The organism is Ruegeria sp. HKCCA4008, from assembly GCF_013033125.1.
Lineage (GTDB): Bacteria > Pseudomonadota > Alphaproteobacteria > Rhodobacterales > Rhodobacteraceae > Ruegeria.
The window spans coordinates 659,954-678,265 of record NZ_WQDM01000001.1; the positions used below are offsets into that span (position 1 = coordinate 659,954).

Consider the following 18,312-nt stretch of genomic DNA (forward strand, 5'->3'; position numbering starts at 1 on the left):
AACCGTGGCTTCCCGGCATCTGTTGGGAAAAGATCACGATATATGGCGGTAAGCCGCGCAAGCGGCACATCAGGATGAGGGCAGACAGTGGCAACCCGAGCACAGAGCGGGATGATCCCATCGATCAGTCGATGGCGTAAATCACGGAAACTGCGCAATTTTGGCACGTTTGGCCTGGTTCTCATGGGGCCTGTTCTGGCGCTGGCCACTTACCTTGTCATCGGTCCTTTCGATCTTGGCGCCACTGCACCGACTTTGCGGCTGATTCTGTTGGCCGATCTCGTATACGTTCTGGTTGTTGCAGCACTTGTGCTTGGGCAGGTTGGCAGCTTGATTGCCGCACGTCGGGCCAAGTCGGCGGGTTCGCGCCTTCATTTGCGCCTGATCGGGGCGTTTACTCTGCTGGCGCTGGTTCCAACCGTGACCGTGGCGATTTTTGCCGGATTGACCGTCAATATCGGGCTTGAGGGCTGGTTTTCCGACCGCGTGCGTCAGGTTGTTGGGTCTTCGCTGACCGCGGCAGAAGCGTATGAACAGGAACACCGCCGAGGGTTAACGCAAGACGCGTCTGTTCTTGCGCGATATCTGGACAACGCGCGATCGCTGGATTTCTACATCTCCGACGCGGAACTGCGCGAAGTTCTGGCGCAGGGGCAGGCTCAGATTCAACGGGGGCTGCGCGAAGCCTATGTCATCGACGGTGGTGGCGAAATCAAATCGCGCGGGGACCGGTCCTACCTGTTCAACTACGAAGCCCCAACCCCCGAGCAGATTGCAGAAGCCACCGACCAGGGCCTGCTGATCATCGCCGACTGGCCCAACAACGAGTTCCGCGCGCTGGTTCCCCTGAAGGCTTATCTGGATCGCTATCTCTATGTCAGCCGCGAGGTGGATGGGCAGTTGTTGACGCTGCTGGACGATACCAAGGAAACGGCACAGTTCTATCAGCAACTGGAAAGCGAACGGGGCAGGGTGCTGTTCGAGTTCGGCCTGTTGTATCTGGGCTTTGCGTTGATCCTGATCCTTGCGGCAATGTCCCTGGGCATGTGGTTTGCCGAACGGCTGTCGCGTCCCGTGGGGCGGTTGACCACCGCGGCGCAGCGGGTTGGGGCCGGTGATCTGAGCGTCCAGGTGATTGAAGAGGCCAGCGACGACGAAATCGCGATGCTGGGCCGGTATTTCAACCAGATGACCCGGCAGTTGAAAGGACAGCGCGATACGCTGTTGGAGAACACGCGGCAAATTGAAAGCCGGCGCCGTCTGTTCGACTCGGTGCTCAGTTCGGTCACTTCGGGTGTCGTTGGGGTGGACCCGGAAGGATGCATTACCTTCGTGAACCGTTCGGCCGAGCGGTTGCTGGATTGGACCGGGGGCGAGCAGCATCTGGCCATCGGCATTGCGGTGCCGGAATTTCTGCCCCTGTTCGAAAGTCTGAAGGACAGCGGGCAAGAGGCCGTTCAGGGCGAAATCAAAGTGACCCGCAAGGGGCGGCTTGAGAACCTGTTGGTCCGCATGGCCATCCGTCGCGGAGAAGACGGGGGCCTGGAAGGTTATGTGGTTGCCTTCGATGACGTCACAGATCTGGTCAGCGCCCAACGGATGGCGGCCTGGGGTGACGTGGCCCGCCGCATCGCGCATGAGATCAAGAACCCTCTGACCCCGATCCAGCTGAGCGCGGAACGGATCAAGCGCAAGTTCTCGCGCAAACTTGATGAGGAAGACAGCAGCAGCCTGGATTCGATGACGAACGTGATTGTGCGTCAGACCAACGATCTGCGTCGCATCGTGGATGAATTCTCGAAGTTCGCACGGATGCCCGAACCTGAACGCAGGGAAGAAAACCTTGTTGATCTGGTGCACGAGGCGGTCCTGCTGCAACAGGCCGGGCAGCCGGATGTGCAGATCGATGCCGATCTGCCGCAACAGCCCATCATGGCTGATGTGGATGCAACCATGCTGAACCAGGCGCTGACCAACCTCATCAAGAATGCCGGGGAAGCCATTGTAACCCTTAAGGAAAAAGGGGCGCCCGACAACCTTCTGCCACAGATCAAAGTGGCGGTTACCAGTGATGATGCGGGTACGGTCATAACCATTGCAGATAACGGGATCGGCTTGCCCGAGGATCGGGCTCGGCTGTTTGAGCCCTATGTAACGACACGTGACGAAGGGACCGGGCTGGGCCTGCCCATCGTCAAGAAGATCATTGAAGAGCATGGCGGCGCGCTGACCCTCGAGGATGCGCCCGTATTTGACGGACAGGACCATTTTGGCGCGATGGCCGTGATCCGATTGCCGGGGGTTACTGTGTCCCAAACGGCAGCGCCACAGAAGCAGGCAATTAGAACCAACAAACTGAAAGCAGGCCAAAGATGAGTGACATTCTGATCGTAGATGATGAGCGCGATATTCGCGAGCTGGTGTCCGACATTCTGGAGGACGAAGGCTATTCAACCCGGCTGGCGGCCAACTCGGACGAGTGCATGGCGTCAATCAACTCTGAACCGCCGGGGTTGTTGATCCTGGATATCTGGCTGAAAGACAGCCGTATGGATGGCATCGATATCCTGAAAGCGGTGAAACGCGACAACCCGGATGTGCCGGTGGTGATCATTTCGGGCCACGGCAACATTGAAATTGCCGTCGCCGCAATCAAGCAGGGCGCCTATGATTTTATCGAAAAGCCGTTCAACATAGACCAGTTGATGGTGGTGATCCGCCGCGCGATGGAGACCTCTCGCCTGCGTCGCGAGAATGCGTCTTTGAAGCGGAAAGAAGTCAACAATTCCGACATGATCGGCAAATCCGCCGCGTTCCGCGCCATGCAGGGGCAGTTGGACAAGGTGACCAAGTCGAATGGCCGCGTGATGCTCAGCGGCCCAGCTGGGTCCGGCAAAGAGATCGCAGCACGGTATATCCATGCCCATTCAAATCGTGCCAACGCGCCATTTGTCACGGTAAACTGCGCCGGGATCGAGCCCGAACGTGTGGAAGAGGTGCTGTTTGGCCGGGAATCGGCAGAACGCGGCGTGGAATCGGGTTTGCTGGAAGAGGCGCATGGAGGCGTGGTCTATTTTGACGAAGTCGCCGACATGCCCCTTGGGACACAATCAAAAATCCTGCGGGTGCTGGTGGATCAGCAATTCCAGCGTGTCGGTGGCAGTGACAAGGTGCGCGTGGATCTTCGCGTGATCTCGTCAACAAGCAAGGATCTTGACGAAGAAATCGCGGCTGAACGCTTCCGGGAAGAGCTGTACCACCGTCTGAACGTCGTCCCGATTGCCGTGCCGTCACTGGAAGATCGGCGCGAAGATATCCCGGTTCTGGCGCAGCACTTTATTGAGATGTGCAACGAAACTCAGGGTTTGCCGATCAGGGAACTTTCGGAAGAGGCTGTCGCGCTGTTGCAGACGATGACCTGGCCCGGCAACGTGCGCCAGCTCAAAAACCTGATCGAGAGGGTTCTGATCCTTGGCGATGGCTCCGGCCCGATTGAGGCGCGTGAGTTGCCCAACGAGGAAGAAAAGGCAGAAGATTCAGGCCGTGTCGTGTTGTCTGGCGCACTGGCCACCTTGCCGTTGCGCGAAGCCCGCGAGGCGTTCGAGCGAGAGTATCTGCTGACACAGATCAACCGGTTTGGCGGCAATATCAGCCGCACGGCCAGCTTTGTAGGCATGGAACGCAGCGCCCTGCATCGGAAATTGAAATCTCTGGGCGTGGTGACTTCGAACAAATCCGGTGCGCGCGTGGCGCAAATCGATGAACCCGAACCGGCAGAATAATCTGCCGGTCGCACGGCCTCAGCCGGCCTGGCCAGGCGTTATGATCTGAAATGAGCCGTCATCGAATTTTACAAAGCACGACGCGCTGTTGAGTGGTGGCAAAGTGGTTGTTCGCGTTGCGGGCGCGCGTGATTTTACGTTCTGCTTGCATGGCGGCAGGCTTACGGGTCGAAACCCTTTCTGGGCCATGCATTGCGCTTCGACCGTGTTGCGCAGGCCCTGATTCACATCCACGGTATAAACACGGCCGGGCTGCCACCAGCCGGGTGATCGATAGCAACGACCCCTGCCATCGCAATATGTACGCCCCGGCCAGTAGGTTGGCGGGCTTTGGCGGATCTGATTGGCTACCGGCACCTCTTTGACCGCCTTCAGCTGGCACTGAGTGGTCTCTTTTTGCAGGCGCGATACGGTTTCACCTTCGCGGTAGTACAGCGAAAGTGGTCCGCAAGAAGACAGCACCATCAAAGGTACCAGCATAGGAAACAGCGTTTTCATACGCTTATCTTGCCGCAGCCGGGCTGCGATGACAATTCAATTGACCGCTCTGGGGGCATCTGTCATTCAATCCTTTCAGGCAGAAGGGCCAGAAGCATGAAGGTCATTATTTGCGGTGCGGGTCAGGTCGGCTGGCAGATCGCGCGGCATCTTTCGGGCGAGCTGAACGATGTTACCGTCGTGGACAACAATCCCGACCTGGTAAGGCGGGCGACGGAAACGCTTGATGTGCAGGGGATCGCCGGGTTTGCAAGTTATCCGGACGTGCTGGAACGGGCAGGGGCCCGTGACGCTGACATGATCATTGCCGCCACCCATTCGGATGAGGTGAACATGGTCACCTGCCAGATGGCGCATTCGGTCTTTTCGATCCAGCGCAAGATCGCGCGCCTGCGGTCGAAATCCTACCTCGAGGCGATCCACTCGGATCTGTACCGTCGTGATCATCTGCCGATTGATGTGGTGATCAGCCCCGAACGCGAAGTTGCCGCCGCCGCCATGCGCCGCCTGTCTGCCCCATCCGCCTTTGATACCGAGATTTTCATGGACGGCAAGGCGCAGCTGCTTGGGGTGCGGGTGGAAGAGGATTGCCCGATCGTGAATACACCGTTGCGGCAGCTGACGGATCTGTTCTCGACCCTCAGTTCCATCGTGGTTGGGGTGCGGCGCGATGGCACGCTGTTTGCGCCCGAATCCGAGGATCAGTTGTTCGTGGGCGACGAATGCTATGTCTTTACCAACGTCAAGGACGTGGATCGCACCATGGAGGTGTTCGGCAAGGCGCAGAAGCGGCAGGATCGCGTAGTGATCGTGGGCGGCGGAAATGTCGGGCTGGAAGTGGCCAGAACGCTGGAGGAACGCGAAAGCCGTGTGCGGGCCAAGATCATCGAACGCGACCGCCATTGCGCTGAACTCGCCGCCGAAGCTCTGGAACGGACGATCGTGCTGCATGGCGACGGGCTGGATGCCGGGTTGCTGAGCGAAGCGGGGATCGAGCGGGCCGATGCGATGCTGGCAGTTACGGATGACGACCGTACGAACATGCTGGCCGCGGTGCGTGCCAAGGCCGAAGGCTGCGCTCTGGCGATTGCATTGATCAACGATCCCAGCATGGTGGCCCTGATGGGGCCCTTGGGAATCGATGCCTATATCAACCCGCGGGCCACGACCGTCAGTTCGATCCTGCGGCACATCCGGCATGGACGGGTGCGTCAGGTCTATTCCATCGGGGACGCCGAGGCCGAAGTGATCGAGGCCGAGGTTCTGTCAACCTCGCCCATGGCCGGGCAACGTCTGCGCGATATCGACTTTCCCGAGGGGGTGCTTGTGGGTGCGGTCCGCAAAGGAGACGAGGTTCTGCGACCGACCGGCAGCCTGCGGATCGATGAAAAAGATGTGGTCGCAATCTTTGCCATGGCCAAAGACGTGCCAGAGGTTGAACGCCTGATGCAGGTTTCAATCGATTTCTTCTGATGGCGCATGCAGGGACACAACGGGTTGGAGTGTTGCGGCGGTTGCCGTTGTTCCTGCTGATCTGGGGCATTGCATCCCTGACCATGTGGATTCCGGCGATCTATGCGTTGGCTCTGGACGATCACGACACGTCACGATCCTTTCTGTATTCCGGGATTCTGGGCTTGTTTCTGGTTGCCACCATCGCGATGGCGTCTTCCAACCGAATACCCCGGCGCGGCACGTTGGGGCAGTTGGCGGTGATGCTGGCCTGTTTCACGCTGCTGCCCATCTTTCTGGCGATCCCATTTCACGACGCGCTTGGAACGACCACCTTTCTGAACGCCTATTTCGATATGGTCAGCTCTCTGACGACCACGGGGGCGGACCTGTTTCCGGATCCGGCCCGCCTGACGGCCCCGTTGCATTTGTGGCGCGCCATGGTCGGTTGGATGGGCGGCCTGCTGATGTGGATCGCCGCTGCGGCGATCCTTGCGCCGCTGTCGCTTGGTGGGTTCGAGGTCACTGCCAAAGGCCAGCCGGGGCGCCCGGTGTCAGGGGTGGCACAGAGCGAGCGCGTGGACCCGCGAGGCCGTCTGATCCGTGTCGCCAGGACCCTGACGCCCGTCTATGTCGGGCTGACGACCGTGATCTGGGTTCTTCTGTTGATCGCCGGTGAAGTCGGTCTGACGGCCGTGTGCCATGCGATGGCAGTGATGGCCACGTCCGGAATCTCACCGGTCGGCGGCATGGAGGGGGCGCAGGCCGGGTTTACGGGCGAAGCCATCCTGTTTCTGTTCCTGTTCTTTGCTCTCTCGCGTCTGACGTTTTCGAAGGATACCGCGACAACGGGCTATTCCCGTCTGGATACGGACCCAGAGTTTCGCATCGGTCTGATGATTGTCCTGGCTGTCGCAATCCTGTTGTTCTTCCGGGTTGTCGCGGGCGTGACGGAAATCGGTGGTCAAATGGAGCCAATGCAGGCCTTGCAGGTCATCTGGGGGATGCTGTTCACCGTTCTGGCTTTCCTCACGACGGCCGGTTTCGAAAGCGCGAACTGGAACGACGCACAGCAACTGTCGGGTTTGGGAACGCCCGGTTTGCTGTTGATGGGGCTGGCACTGATCGGCGGCGGGGTCGCGACGACGGCCGGAGGGGTCAAGTTGTTGCGGGTCTTCGCGCTGTATCTGAATGGCGCACGAGAGATCGACCGCCTGATCTATCCCTCGTCCGTCAGCGGTGCAGGGGGTGGCAATCGCCGCATTCAAAGCGACGGGGCGTTCATCGCCTGGATATTTCTGATGCTTTTTGCGCTGACCCTTGCGGTATTCAACCTATTGCTTGCGGCGATGGGGTCCGGGTTCGAACAGGCCATGGTGCTCAGCGTGGCCACGCTCAGCACGACGGGGCCGTTGATCGAGTTGGCCACCGACGTACCAATTCGCCTGATCGATCTTTCTGCCAGCGCCAAGCTGACGCTGTGCGCGGCGATGGTCATCGGGCGTCTGGAAACGCTGGCGATCATCGCCCTGATCACCCCGTCGCTTTGGCGGGATTGAGCCGGGCACATCATGCGGCGGCTAACGCCTGATTTTTCATCTGGAATATCTGTGCGTAGCACTCCATACTCTGCCGGAGGGAGCGCGTTGGTCCGCAGCGCGTAGCAAGAACAATGGCGAGATTATAAAAATATGGCTTCGGACAGACAGAATCTTCAGGATGCCTTCCTGAACAATGTACGGAAAGCTAAGGTTCCGGTCACGATTTTCCTGATCAACGGTGTGAAATTGCAGGGTGTCATCACCTGGTTCGACAATTTCTGCGTATTGTTGCGCCGCGACGGACAGTCGCAGCTGGTCTACAAACACGCGATTTCGACCATCATGCCGTCACAGCCGATCAACCTGTATGAGGGCGAAGACGCCTCTTGATGGAACATGAGCGGGCGCGCACCCGGGCCTGGGTGCTGCATCCCGAAATCAAATCAGACGAACAGCGCCGTGTCCCCGAACCGGCGCTGGAAGAGGCGGTGGCACTGGCCGCCGCATTGCCCGATCTGGACGTGATCGGATCAGAAGTCGTGCGCCTTCAACGCGCGCAGGCCGGGTATTTGTTCGGCAGCGGCAAGATTGAAGAACTTGGCGAACGTTTTCGCGACAACGAGGTTGAACTGGTTCTGATCGACGGGCCGGTGACCCCGGTGCAGCAGCGCAACCTGGAAAAGGCGTGGAAGGTCAAGATCCTTGACCGGACCGGGTTGATTTTGGAGATTTTCAGCGATCGTGCCCGCACGCGGGAAGGGGTGTTGCAGGTCGAGATGGCCGCGCTCAGCTATCAAAGGACGCGGCTGGTACGGGCGTGGACCCACCTTGAACGTCAGCGCGGTGGTTTGGGATTTGTCGGCGGACCCGGCGAAACCCAGATCGAAGCCGACCGCCGCGCCATTGACGAACAACTGGTGCGCTTGCGGCGGCAGTTGCAGAAGGTGGTCAAGACCCGGACACTGCACCGGGCCGCCCGGGCCAAGGTGCCTTATCCAATCGTCGCACTCGTGGGCTACACAAACGCGGGTAAATCCACGCTGTTCAATCACCTGACCGGGGCCGAAGTGATGGCCAAGGACATGCTGTTCGCCACGCTGGACCCGACCATGCGCCGCGTACAGTTGCCCGACGGCCCCGAAGTGATCCTGTCAGACACGGTGGGCTTTATCTCGAACCTCCCGACCGAGCTTGTGGCGGCTTTCCGGGCCACGCTGGAAGAAGTCCTGGGTGCCGACCTGATCGTCCATGTGCGTGATATCAGCCACGAGGAAACCGAGGCGCAGGCGCAGGATGTCGAGGCGATCCTGACCTCGCTGGGCGTCGACGAAGAGAGGCCCCGGCTTGAGGTCTGGAACAAGATAGACCTGCTGAGCGCCGATGAGCGCGAGGCAACGCTGGCGCGGGCGGACCGAGATCCGGAGATATTCGCGATTTCGGCTGTAACCGGGGAAGGCATCGCGCCATTGCTGTCCGAGATCGCGATGCATCTGCAAGGTGCACGGCGTGAGGCGGTATTGGATCTGTCTTTCTCTGACGGGGACAAGCGGGCATGGTTGTTCCGCCAAGACGTGGTGCGCACAGAAGAACAGACCGATGACGGTTTCCGCATCACGGTATTGTGGACCGATAAACAGGCGGCTCAGTTCGAGGCGCTGAAGAATTAGCGATGGGGCCGGATATGTCTGACAAGCCGGGCCAAAGAGTGCTCCTGACCGGCCATATCGATGTGCCTGCGGACCGGCTGGAAGAGGTGCGCGCGGCGTTGCCGGACCATGTGAAACTGACCCGTGCGGAACCGGGCTGCATATCCTTCGACGTGATCGAGGATCAGAACTGTCCGGGTCGGTTCAACGTGTCAGAAGTGTTTGCGGATCAGCAGGCTTTCGATACACATCAGGCCCGGACACGGGCGTCTGACTGGTCGCGGGTCACTCTGGGGATTCCGCGGGACTACAGGATGGAACGCGCATCCAACGGACGGTGAGTCAGGCCCCGTCGATCTGCCGTTGATGGTCGTCCGCGTCGAACCAGCCCGATGATGATTGTACAAGGTAATCTGACGTCAGTTCCCACTCTTCCCAGCCGCGCGCAATGACGTGATTGCCGGTTACGGAATGGTGCCCTTCGCGGGTCCAGACGAATATGGCATGAGATCCGGCCCATCGCATCATGTCGCAACGCAGCTCGAGATCCGGAAAATCCGCGTAAAACCTCCGGGCCATGTCGGCGATCGCCGCGCGCCCCTCGATCGGGTCGCCCCGGTTGATGGTGACCTGCCCGTTTGACGCGAAGAAGCTGGCAACCGCGTCGGGGTCACCCGAGCTCCAGGCTATTGCGTAGTCTCGCGCGAGGTTATTCAGAGTATCCCGAATGCTGGCCATACTCGCCCCCTTTTGGTCCCACATGATCGGTGATGTTATGTTAGGCGAATAAAGCTGTGGGTGCCACGATGCCCCCGCGAACAGGGCGGGGACTTGCCGAATAGGCGGATTATCGCGGGATCAGATTGGTTACCCCGACGGCCGCGGCGCGGGCCAGATCAAGATCCAGTGACATGGGTATGTATTCGCCACGCCGCCACAGCTGCGCCTGATCGTCATAGTAGCGCGACAGGAAATGACCCGATTGGCCGGTCGCCGTAATGAAGACCGAGCTGTTGGGGTCGGCAAAGTCATAAACCCCGCGATACCCGGCGCCGTGCACATTCTGGAACGGATCAGGCCCTTCGCCCGATGTTCGGCCACGCAGCAATGTGTTGTCGCCGCCGCTGGTCGATTGGCGAATGTTCACAAAAAAACGCAATATCGGGACAGAGCCCAGCACGGGGTGATCATGAGTTGCCTGATGCGCGTCGCCCCAACGAAGGGATTCAAGCGCGCTGCCATATCGTTCAGAGATCCAGATCAGCGCGTCGTCCAGCGCAAGCCGCGCCATCTCGGTGCATGTCTCGACCGGTGCGCTTTGAATCACGTCGCACCAGACACCCGCGCCGTCAATGTCGCGATAGACCCGTTCGATGAACAGCGGTTCGACATGTTTGTATTCACTGGCCAGAGGCCCAAGCTCGTCCGAGATCAGCCGGATTTGCAGCGCACGCAGCCAGGCCGCATAGATCAACGGCTCGGGCAGGTGTTCGTTCATCTCACCGTTCCAGTCCGCCAGCAGCGACAGCGCGATCTGGCGCTGGCGTTCCGGCGTTCCTTCCGGGGCCGAAGCCCCGGTGAACCACAGATCGGCACCGATCAGCGGCAGCAGGGACCGCGCGGTAAAGCTGACCGTGTCCAGCTGTGCCTCGATAAAGCTGTCGCGGGTATGCACCTCGCGCGATTGCATCAGGCGTTCCCAGCGATGCACGCGCTGCGTATCGCCCCATTCATACGAGACGTGATCCGGGAAGGGGCGGTCGATGATCTTGTTGTTCGTGTTGCCCAGAACACCGCCGACGGGGGCCACGAATTCCGGGTTGTCGGCATAGGGCAGGCGGCCTTGCCAGCGATTGGCCTCGATCCAGCCGGGCGAGGGGATGCGCCCCCGGCTTTGGTTTCGCGGATCACGCCGAGGCATGGCGCCGATCAGCTTCATCCCGATGGTCGTCTTGTCGACCAGCGACAGGTTCTGAGAAGGCGCGATGAACTGCTCACCGACCGCGATGGCCTGCTCCACGTTGTCGGCGTTCATCAGCGCCATGGACGCCGACATCGACGTGTCCTGCGGGCTGAGGGCCGTCCAGGACAGCGACGCCACATGGCCCGGCGGCGTGATGGTTTCCAGCTTGTAATCCGTGCCCGGCAGCACCGGCCCATTGTCCGTCCAGCGCAGGGTCAGCGTTACCGGAGCTTCTCCCTTGATCTCGATGATCGAAGGGCGGGTCTGGAATTCCTTGAAGCCGGTCGGGGTCAGGTATTCCTCGGGATTGTCAGGATTCAGCTGCTCGATATGAACGTCCTGATCGTCAAGATACGAGGATGTCAGCCCCCATCCCAGCCGGTCGCTGCGTCCGGTCATGATGGCGGGCACACCGGGGATCGAGGCCCCGATGACACCGCCTTTTTCCAGACCAAGATGTGCCAGGTACCAAATCCCGGGCGCAGTGAAACCCAAATGAGGGTCGTTGGCCAACAGGGTTCCGCCACTTGCAGAACGTGACGGCGCGGCGGTCCAGGCGTTTGAAGCTCCGGCCAGACCACGTTTGGGAAGGGGCGAAAGAGGTGTGTCGGGAACGTCCGTTCCCGCCGCATACCGCGGAAGATTTGGGAACAGGGCGGCATATTCCGGCAACGCCGCGATGCCGGGTCCGGGAACGTCGGGCAGGATATCGGCCAGACGTTCGGGGTTGTTCAGCATCAGGGACGTACGCGCACGCAGAACTTCATCGCTCAGGTGGCCTGACAGTTGCAGCGCCATCAGCTTGATCATCGCGATGCTGTCACCCGGTTGCCAGGGTGAGACCGGAGCGTTGAACAGGAACATCTCGGGTGCGCCGCGACCCAGCGCCTCTTCGTTGATCTCGGTCAGGCGGGCATTGACCCCGGCGGAATAGGCGCGCAAGGCGGCCTTGGTATAATCGTCCTGCACCTCGACCGAGCGGTGGGCCAGCCCGTAAAGGTCCAGTCTGCGCAGCAGCTTGTCGATGTGAAGCGTGCGCGGGCCAAAGACCTCGGACAATCGGCCTTGCGCGGTGCGGCGCATGACCGTCATCTGCCACAGTCGATCCTGTGCATGGGCATATCCCAAACCAAAGAACACATCGGGATCGGTCTGGCCCAGAATATGCGGCACGTTGGCGGTGTCGCGCACGATCTCGACCGGGGCGGTCAGACCGTCGACCTCAAGCGTTTGGTCATAGTCCGGCAGGGATTGGCTGGCTAGAAAATAGACAAGGCCCATGGCGGCGAGGATCAGGATGATCAGACCCGAAGCGATGCGCACCAGCCAGCGGAAAACAAGACCCATTGCTGCCCCTATACTTGTTCAGATGAATGTTGCGCAGAGACTAGAGGATGGCCGGTCTAACCGAAAGAGGAACGCGGCAAGAACCTGCGCGGGAAGGGTTGAAATCAAATGCCCCGCCGCAGTGTTTTGCTGCGACGGGGCCGTGTGTGGGGGAAGTGGTAATCCGGCTTATGGGATGATGCGGGTGTATTTCGTGCCTTCGACGGTCGCGCCGAATTTTAGACCGGCCTGGCCAAAGACCACCGCCAGCACCGGCGAACGCAGTGTTGTCGTGTCCGTGGACAAGGAATTCCCGGTTGCGTCAACCACATATCCAATATCGGCGCCGGCTGTCCATCCGCTGGAACGGCGGAAATCGTTCAGCGCGTCTTCGGTCATGAAGAACAGGATATGCGCATATTGCTGCGCACCGATTTGCAGACCTGCGGTTCCGGAAACTGCGGAATAGTAATCGACCGTGGCGCCGTTGATGCGCAGCGCGCCTTGGCCATAGGCACCGCCAAAGAAGATCAATCCGGCGTCGGTGATCAGGGGCATAACCAACATGCCGTTGGCTTTGTTCGCGATTTCCACGGTGTTGGGGTACCGGCTGTACATTTCGGTCAGCGTGGCATCAACGCGGGCGTCGATCATGGCCGAGTTTGAATTGCCGACGCCGTTGCCGCATGCGGCGGTCAGGGACAGGCCTGCCATGCCCAAGGCAAAGCCGCGACGGTTCAGTCGGGGGGAGTTGGAACTGCTCATGGTTTTTTCTCTGTAACTGTGCCTGATATGTCGGGTGATCCCGATCTTGCCGGCAAGGATACGCCGATTAGGGCCTTGTGTCACGGGAAAGCTGCCCGCTCAAGGGGGCATGTCGGCGAAAAGTTGCGACTCTTCGGGGTTTTAGCCTTGCAGAATGCGGGCAACCTGAGGCGAGAAATAGGTCAGAATGCCGTCGCACCCGGCGCGCTTGAAGGCCAGCAGGCTTTCCAACATCGCCTTTTCTCCGTCGACCCAGCCATTCTGGGCGGCCGCCTGGATCATCGCGTATTCTCCCGATACCTGATAGGCATAGGTGGGCGCGCCAAAGCAGTCTTTCACACGACGGCAGATATCTAGATAGGGCATTCCGGGTTTGATCATCACCATGTCCGCGCCTTCGGTCAGATCGCGTTCGATCAGGCGCAGGGCTTCGTTCGAGTTGGCCGGGTCCATCTGATAGGTTTTCTTGTCACCGGTCAGCGCGCCCGAGGCGCCGACGGCGTCGCGGAAGGGCCCATAAAAAGCGCTTGCGTATTTCGCGGCATAGCTGAGGATCATCACGTTGTGATGCCCGGCACCTTCCAATGCGCGGCGCATTTCCCCGATCCGGCCGTCCATCATGTCCGACGGTCCTATGATGTCGGCACCGGCATCGGCCTGGGCAAGGGTCATCTTGACCAACGCTTCGATGGTCTGATCATTCACGATCTCGCCGTCGACGACATAACCGTCATGACCATTGATATTGTACGGGTCCAGCGCCACGTCCGTCATCACCGCAATGTCAGGGGCTGCCGCCTTGATCGCCCGGATCGCCCGGTTCGACAGGTTGTCGGGGTTCCAGGCCTCAGCGCAATCCTCGGTCTTGAGCGCGGAATCCGTGTAGGGAAAGATGCATATCGCCGGGATTCCAAGCGCTTGCGCTTCGACGGCCGCTTTTGCAATCAGATCCACCGACCGGCGAACCACGCCCGGCATCGAGGGAACGGGTTCTTCAACCCCTTCGCCGTCGCGGACGAAAACGGGCCAGATCAGGTCGTCCGTGGTCAAGGTGTTCTCGCGCACAAGTCCGCGGATTGCCCGGGATTGACGGGCACGCCGAAAGCGGGTCATGGGATAGGGGGCAATGGTCGGTTTCATGGCGCGTTCTCCTTGAACATTCGTGCATTGGGTGGCATGAATTCACAAAGGTCTCAAGGGTATCAATGGACGCGGCAGCGTGGCCAATCCTCCCTGAGTGGTTTGAATAAAGGGTTGGGTTTGGACTGGTACTCTTCGATCTTTGAAGTCATCGACATGCGCAGCTTTTCGAATCTCTGGTTCTGGATCGTGCTGGCGGTTGTCTGGTCTTCGGCGAGTCACTGGGTAATGGGCATTCCCTACGATCTGGTGGTGCGTGCCCGACGCATTGGCGGGCAGGTCGAGATCGACCTTCTGGACATCGTTCGCATACACACCAACCGGATCTTGTTGATCGTCGACATGTCAGGCACCATCCTGTTGGCATTCGGGTGTTTCCTGTTCACCGGGCTGGCCACGCTTGGTTTCTATTACGGCGTCGAATTCGCGCAGGCCGTGTTCCTTCTTCTGTTTCCACTGACGCTTGTTCTGTTGGTGAACATCGTGCACGCGCGACGATTGCGGCGGCAGGAACTGACGCTCGAGTCCGTTTCGAAAACCATTGCGCGCTGCCGGCTCTATACCCAGATCATAGGCATGATCTCGATACTGGTCACTTCGTTCTGGGGCATGTATCAGAACATCTCGATTGGCGTTCTGGGATAGCAAAATCTGAAAGGCGAGGCGATGAAGGCTCCGAACCACGTGACAGTTGGCGGCGCCCCCGAAGGGTTTGACGCGCAGCTTGTGCTGAACGAAATCGCCCGCAGCAACGGGCCGGTGGCCCATGTCGCACGTGACGACAAGCGGATGGAGGCGATGCGCGCGGCATTGGCCTTTTTTGCCCCCGACATGCCGGTCTTCGTGTTTCCGGGCTGGGATTGTCTGCCCTATGACCGGGTGTCACCCAATGCCGACATTTCAGCGGCCCGCGTTGCCACGCTGGCGGCTCTGGTTCACCAGATGCCGCAGAAATTCGTGTTGTTGACGACATTGAATGCGGCAACCCAACGCGTCCCGGCACGAGACGTGCTGCGCGAAGCTGCGTTCACCGCCCGTGTCGATCAGCGCATAGATGAGGCCGCGCTGCGCAACTTCCTGGTGCGCATGGGCTTCACGCAAAGCCCCACCGTGATGGAGCCGGGCGATTACGCCATTCGCGGCGGTATCATCGATATCTTCCCGCCGGGTGAATCGGGCCCGGTCCGTCTGGACCTGTTCGGAGACGTACTAGACGGCGCGCGCCGTTTTGATCCCGTGTCTCAGCGCACGACCGAAAAGCTGGACGTGGTTGAACTTGCGCCGGTGTCCGAGGTCATTCTGGATGATGCGGCCATCACGCGGTTCCGCCAGAACTACCGGATCGAATTCGGCGCCGCGGGCACGGATGATCCGCTCTACGAAGCGGTAAGCGCCGGTCGCAAGCATCAGGGTATCGAACATTGGCTGCCCTTCTTCCACGAGAAGCTTGAAACACTGTTTGATTATCTGCCGGATGCCACGATCACCGTCGATGATCAGGTTACACCGGCCAGACTGGCCCGATGGGAGACGATTGCCGATCAATACGAAACCCGGCGTCTGGCGCTGGAAAACCGATCCCGCATGGATACGGTCTATAAACCCACACCTCCGGGGTTGCTGTATCTGGATGATGCCGCGTGGGAGGCGGCTGTCGCGGATCGGCGCGTCATGCAGTTCAGTCCTTTGCCGCAGGCCTCGGGTCCGGGTGTCATCTATGCCGGTGGGCGGATTGGGCGCAACTTTGCTCCGGAACGTCAGCAGGAAAGCATCAGCCTGTTCGGTGCTCTGGCCAGCCACATCACCGCCAAGCTTGACAAAGGTCCGGTGCTGATCGCGTCCTATTCAGAAGGTGCGCGCGAACGTCTGACCGGCCTGATCGAGGATGAAGGTCTGGCCAAGGCGATTCCCATTGCCAATGGAACGCGCATCGGAAAGCGCGGCCTGCACCTTGCTGTCTGGGCGCTGGAACACGGTTTTGAGACGCCAGACCTGACGGTGATCGCCGAACAGGATGTTCTGGGCGACAGGCTGATCCGCCAACCCAAAAAACGCCGCAAGGCCGAGAATTTCCTGACCGAGACCCAATCCCTGAGCCCCGGTGATCTGGTGGTGCATGTGGATCACGGCATTGGTCGTTATATGGGGATGGAGGTCGTCACGGCCGCCGGTGCCGCCCATGAATGCCTGCTGCTGGAATATGCCGAGCAGGCAAAGTTGTACCTACCGGTCGAAAACATCGAACTGCTTTCGAAATACGGCCATGACGAAGGGCTCTTGGATCGACTCGGCGGTGGCGCCTGGCAGGCCAAGAAGGCCAAGCTGAAAGAGCGCATTCGCGAGATGGCGGACAAGCTGATCCGCATCGCGGCGGAACGTGCTTTGCGTAAAGCCCCCGTGATGGACCCTCCGCCGCACGCGTGGGAGGAGTTCAGCGCGCGTTTCCCCTATCAGGAAACCGATGACCAGTTGCGCGCCATCGCCGAGGTGATGGAGGATATGCACTCGGGCGCACCGATGGACAGGCTGATCTGCGGCGACGTCGGCTTTGGCAAGACCGAGGTGGCGATGCGCGCCGCCTTTGTCGCGGCCATGTCCGGCGTGCAGGTTGCGGTCGTGGCACCGACAACACTGCTTGCTCGACAGCATGCCGCAAGCTTCAGAGAACGGTTTCGCGGCTTCCCTCTGGAAGTGCGGCAATTGTCGCGTTTCGTCTCGTCCAAAGAGGCGCAGCAGACACGTGACGGGCTGGCAAAGGGCACGGTCGATATCGTGATCGGGACCCATGCGCTGTTGGCCAAGAACATACGGTTTCACAATCTGGGTCTGCTGATCATCGACGAAGAACAGCATTTCGGCGTGGGGCACAAGGAACGGCTGAAGCAACTGCGCAGTGACATCCATGTTCTTACCCTGACCGCAACCCCGATTCCGCGAACCTTGCAATTGTCGCTGACCGGGGTGCGCGATCTGTCGATCATCGGCACACCGCCCATCGACCGTCTGGCGATCAGAACCTATGTCAGCGAATTCGACGCGGTCACGATCCGAGAGGCGCTGCTGCGCGAACACTATCGCGGCGGGCAAAGTTTCTATGTGGTTCCGCGCATCTCGGATCTGCCCGAGATCGAGGAGTTCCTGAAAAGCCAACTGCCGGAACTGACCTATGTGGTCGCACATGGCCAGATGGCGGCGGGTGAACTCGATGACCGAATGAACGCGTTCTACGACGGTAAGTATGATGTGCTGCTGGCGACGACAATTGTGGAAAGCGGTTTGGACATTCCAACGGCGAACACGATGGTGGTGCACCGCGCTGATATGTTCGGTCTTGCGCAGCTCTACCAGATCCGGGGCCGGGTGGGGCGGTCCAAAACCCGGGCCTATGCCTATCTGACCACCAAGCCACGGCAGAAACTGACGGCCACGGCCGAGAAACGTCTGCGGGTTCTGGGCTCGCTGGACACGCTGGGTGCCGGGTTCACTCTGGCCAGCCAGGACCTCGACATTCGGGGCGCTGGCAATCTGCTGGGCGAAGAACAGTCTGGCCAGATGCGCGACGTGGGCTATGAGCTTTATCAATCGATGCTGGAAGAAGCGATTGCCAAGATCAAGGCGGGCGAGATGGAGGGGCTGTCGGATGCTGACGATCAATGGGCCCCGCAGATCAATCTGGGCGTCCCGGTTCTGATCCCCGAGGACTATGTACCCGATCTGGACGTGCGTCTGGGTCTCTATCGACGTCTGTCGTCGCTGTCGACCAAGGTTGAGCTGGAAGGTTTTGCCGCGGAATTGATCGACCGTTTCGGCAAATTGCCGAAAGAAGTTAATACTCTGATGCTGGTCGTGCGCATCAAGGCCATGTGCAAAAGGGCGGGCATCGCCAAACTGGACGGAGGCCCGAAAGGCGCGACGATCCAGTTCCACAACGACAAGTTCGCATCCCCTCAGGGATTGGTTGAATTCATTCAGAACCAGCGCGGCATGGCCAAGGTCAAGGATAACAAGATCGTCGTGCGCCGGGATTGGAAGAAAGACAGCGACAAGATCAAAGGGGCTTTTGCGATTGCCCGCGACCTTGCTGAAAAAGTGGTCGCGGAAAAGAAGAAGACCAAGGCTGGTTGATAGGCAGGATGGGGCTCTGCCCCCGATGCGCGTTCCGCGTATCTCCCCCGGGATATTTACGGCCAGATGAAGTC

The 18,312-nt window shown here is 59.8% G+C and carries 14 protein-coding genes; 9 read left to right on the forward strand and 5 right to left on the reverse strand.

The genetic code is table 11. The features are described 5' to 3' along the window. Positions 1-111: 111 nt before the first annotated feature. Entirely contained in the window at positions 112-2,376 is a 2,265-nt protein-coding gene (locus GOW60_RS03335) for a PAS domain-containing sensor histidine kinase (protein WP_171228367.1), read from the forward strand. Beyond that, a complete protein-coding gene (locus GOW60_RS03340) occupies positions 2,373-3,782 on the forward strand; it encodes a sigma-54 dependent transcriptional regulator (RefSeq protein ID WP_152458151.1) in 1,410 nt (469 codons plus the stop codon). Before GOW60_RS03335 ends, GOW60_RS03340 begins: the two co-directional genes overlap by 4 nt. An 18-nt stretch (positions 3,783-3,800) precedes the next feature. Here the strand turns inward: GOW60_RS03340 and GOW60_RS03345 are convergent, their stop codons facing one another. Next, positions 3,801-4,262: a hypothetical protein gene (locus GOW60_RS03345; protein ID WP_254443820.1), complete on the reverse strand. Its 462-nt coding sequence runs from the start codon at positions 4,260-4,262 to the stop codon at positions 3,801-3,803. Positions 4,263-4,376: 114 nt separating this feature from the next. Here GOW60_RS03345 and trkA point away from each other — a divergent pair, with 114 nt between their 5' ends. From trkA to GOW60_RS03370, 5 genes are all read left to right on the forward strand, one after another. Further along, complete coding sequence (gene trkA, locus GOW60_RS03350) at positions 4,377-5,753, forward strand: Trk system potassium transporter TrkA (RefSeq protein ID WP_171228217.1); 1,377 nt, start codon at positions 4,377-4,379, stop codon at positions 5,751-5,753. Next, the gene (locus GOW60_RS03355; protein WP_171228218.1) at positions 5,753-7,291 is read left to right on the forward strand and encodes a TrkH family potassium uptake protein; all 1,539 of its coding nucleotides are present in this window, start codon (positions 5,753-5,755) and stop codon (positions 7,289-7,291) included. Before trkA ends, GOW60_RS03355 begins: the two co-directional genes overlap by 1 nt. 132 nt (positions 7,292-7,423) lie before the next feature. After that, positions 7,424-7,663 (forward strand): RNA chaperone Hfq, encoded by a 240-nt coding sequence (hfq, locus tag GOW60_RS03360; protein WP_005982826.1) that lies wholly within the window; start codon positions 7,424-7,426, stop codon positions 7,661-7,663. Further along, the gene (hflX, locus tag GOW60_RS03365) at positions 7,663-8,940 is read left to right on the forward strand and encodes a GTPase HflX (protein WP_171228219.1); all 1,278 of its coding nucleotides are present in this window, start codon (positions 7,663-7,665) and stop codon (positions 8,938-8,940) included. Before hfq ends, hflX begins: the two co-directional genes overlap by 1 nt. A gap of 14 nt (positions 8,941-8,954) precedes the next feature. Then, positions 8,955-9,260: a putative quinol monooxygenase gene (locus GOW60_RS03370; protein WP_217355445.1), complete on the forward strand. Its 306-nt coding sequence runs from the start codon at positions 8,955-8,957 to the stop codon at positions 9,258-9,260. Position 9,261: 1 nt separating this feature from the next. On the opposite strand, the gene GOW60_RS03375 is transcribed toward GOW60_RS03370, so the two are convergent. The 4 genes from GOW60_RS03375 to hemB form a co-directional block, all read right to left on the reverse strand. Continuing rightward, on the reverse strand, positions 9,262-9,657 hold the full coding sequence (locus tag GOW60_RS03375; RefSeq protein WP_171228221.1) for a nuclear transport factor 2 family protein: 396 nt from the start codon (positions 9,655-9,657) through the stop codon (positions 9,262-9,264). A 109-nt stretch (positions 9,658-9,766) separates the two neighbouring features. Next, positions 9,767-12,229, reverse strand: a complete 2,463-nt coding sequence (locus GOW60_RS03380) for a penicillin acylase family protein (RefSeq protein ID WP_171228222.1) — start codon at positions 12,227-12,229, stop codon at positions 9,767-9,769. A 168-nt stretch (positions 12,230-12,397) separates the two neighbouring features. Continuing rightward, positions 12,398-12,973, reverse strand: coding sequence for a YSC84-related protein (locus tag GOW60_RS03385; RefSeq protein ID WP_171228223.1), 576 nt, complete (start codon positions 12,971-12,973; stop codon positions 12,398-12,400). Positions 12,974-13,114: 141 nt separating this feature from the next. Beyond that, positions 13,115-14,113, reverse strand: coding sequence for a porphobilinogen synthase (gene hemB, locus GOW60_RS03390; RefSeq protein ID WP_171228224.1), 999 nt, complete (start codon positions 14,111-14,113; stop codon positions 13,115-13,117). A 120-nt stretch (positions 14,114-14,233) separates the two neighbouring features. On the opposite strand from hemB, the gene GOW60_RS03395 reads away from it, so the two are divergent. Both GOW60_RS03395 and mfd read left to right on the forward strand, forming a co-directional pair. Further along, positions 14,234-14,758: a component of SufBCD complex gene (locus GOW60_RS03395; RefSeq protein WP_171228225.1), complete on the forward strand. Its 525-nt coding sequence runs from the start codon at positions 14,234-14,236 to the stop codon at positions 14,756-14,758. Between the two features lie 21 nt (positions 14,759-14,779). Continuing rightward, complete coding sequence (gene mfd / locus GOW60_RS03400) at positions 14,780-18,238, forward strand: transcription-repair coupling factor (RefSeq protein WP_171228226.1); 3,459 nt, start codon at positions 14,780-14,782, stop codon at positions 18,236-18,238. Positions 18,239-18,312 lie beyond the last annotated feature (74 nt).

Excerpts from the sequence above, each read along its gene's own strand:
- GOW60_RS03335 (WP_171228367.1), top strand. The coding sequence starts at position 112 with ATGATCCCATCGATCAGTCGATGGCGTAAATCACGGAAACTGCGCAAT.
- GOW60_RS03340 (WP_152458151.1), top strand. The coding sequence starts at position 2,373 with ATGAGTGACATTCTGATCGTAGATGATGAGCGCGATATTCGCGAGCTG.
- GOW60_RS03345 (WP_254443820.1), bottom strand. The coding sequence starts at position 4,262 with ATGCTGGTACCTTTGATGGTGCTGTCTTCTTGCGGACCACTTTCGCTG.
- trkA (WP_171228217.1), top strand. The coding sequence starts at position 4,377 with ATGAAGGTCATTATTTGCGGTGCGGGTCAGGTCGGCTGGCAGATCGCG.
- GOW60_RS03355 (WP_171228218.1), top strand. The coding sequence starts at position 5,753 with ATGGCGCATGCAGGGACACAACGGGTTGGAGTGTTGCGGCGGTTGCCG.
- hfq (WP_005982826.1), top strand. The coding sequence starts at position 7,424 with ATGGCTTCGGACAGACAGAATCTTCAGGATGCCTTCCTGAACAATGTA.
- hflX (WP_171228219.1), top strand. The coding sequence starts at position 7,663 with ATGGAACATGAGCGGGCGCGCACCCGGGCCTGGGTGCTGCATCCCGAA.
- GOW60_RS03370 (WP_217355445.1), top strand. The coding sequence starts at position 8,955 with ATGTCTGACAAGCCGGGCCAAAGAGTGCTCCTGACCGGCCATATCGAT.
- GOW60_RS03375 (WP_171228221.1), bottom strand. The coding sequence starts at position 9,657 with ATGGCCAGCATTCGGGATACTCTGAATAACCTCGCGCGAGACTACGCA.
- GOW60_RS03380 (WP_171228222.1), bottom strand. The coding sequence starts at position 12,229 with ATGGGTCTTGTTTTCCGCTGGCTGGTGCGCATCGCTTCGGGTCTGATC.
- GOW60_RS03385 (WP_171228223.1), bottom strand. The coding sequence starts at position 12,973 with ATGAGCAGTTCCAACTCCCCCCGACTGAACCGTCGCGGCTTTGCCTTG.
- hemB (WP_171228224.1), bottom strand. The coding sequence starts at position 14,113 with ATGAAACCGACCATTGCCCCCTATCCCATGACCCGCTTTCGGCGTGCC.
- mfd (WP_171228226.1), top strand. The coding sequence starts at position 14,780 with ATGAAGGCTCCGAACCACGTGACAGTTGGCGGCGCCCCCGAAGGGTTT.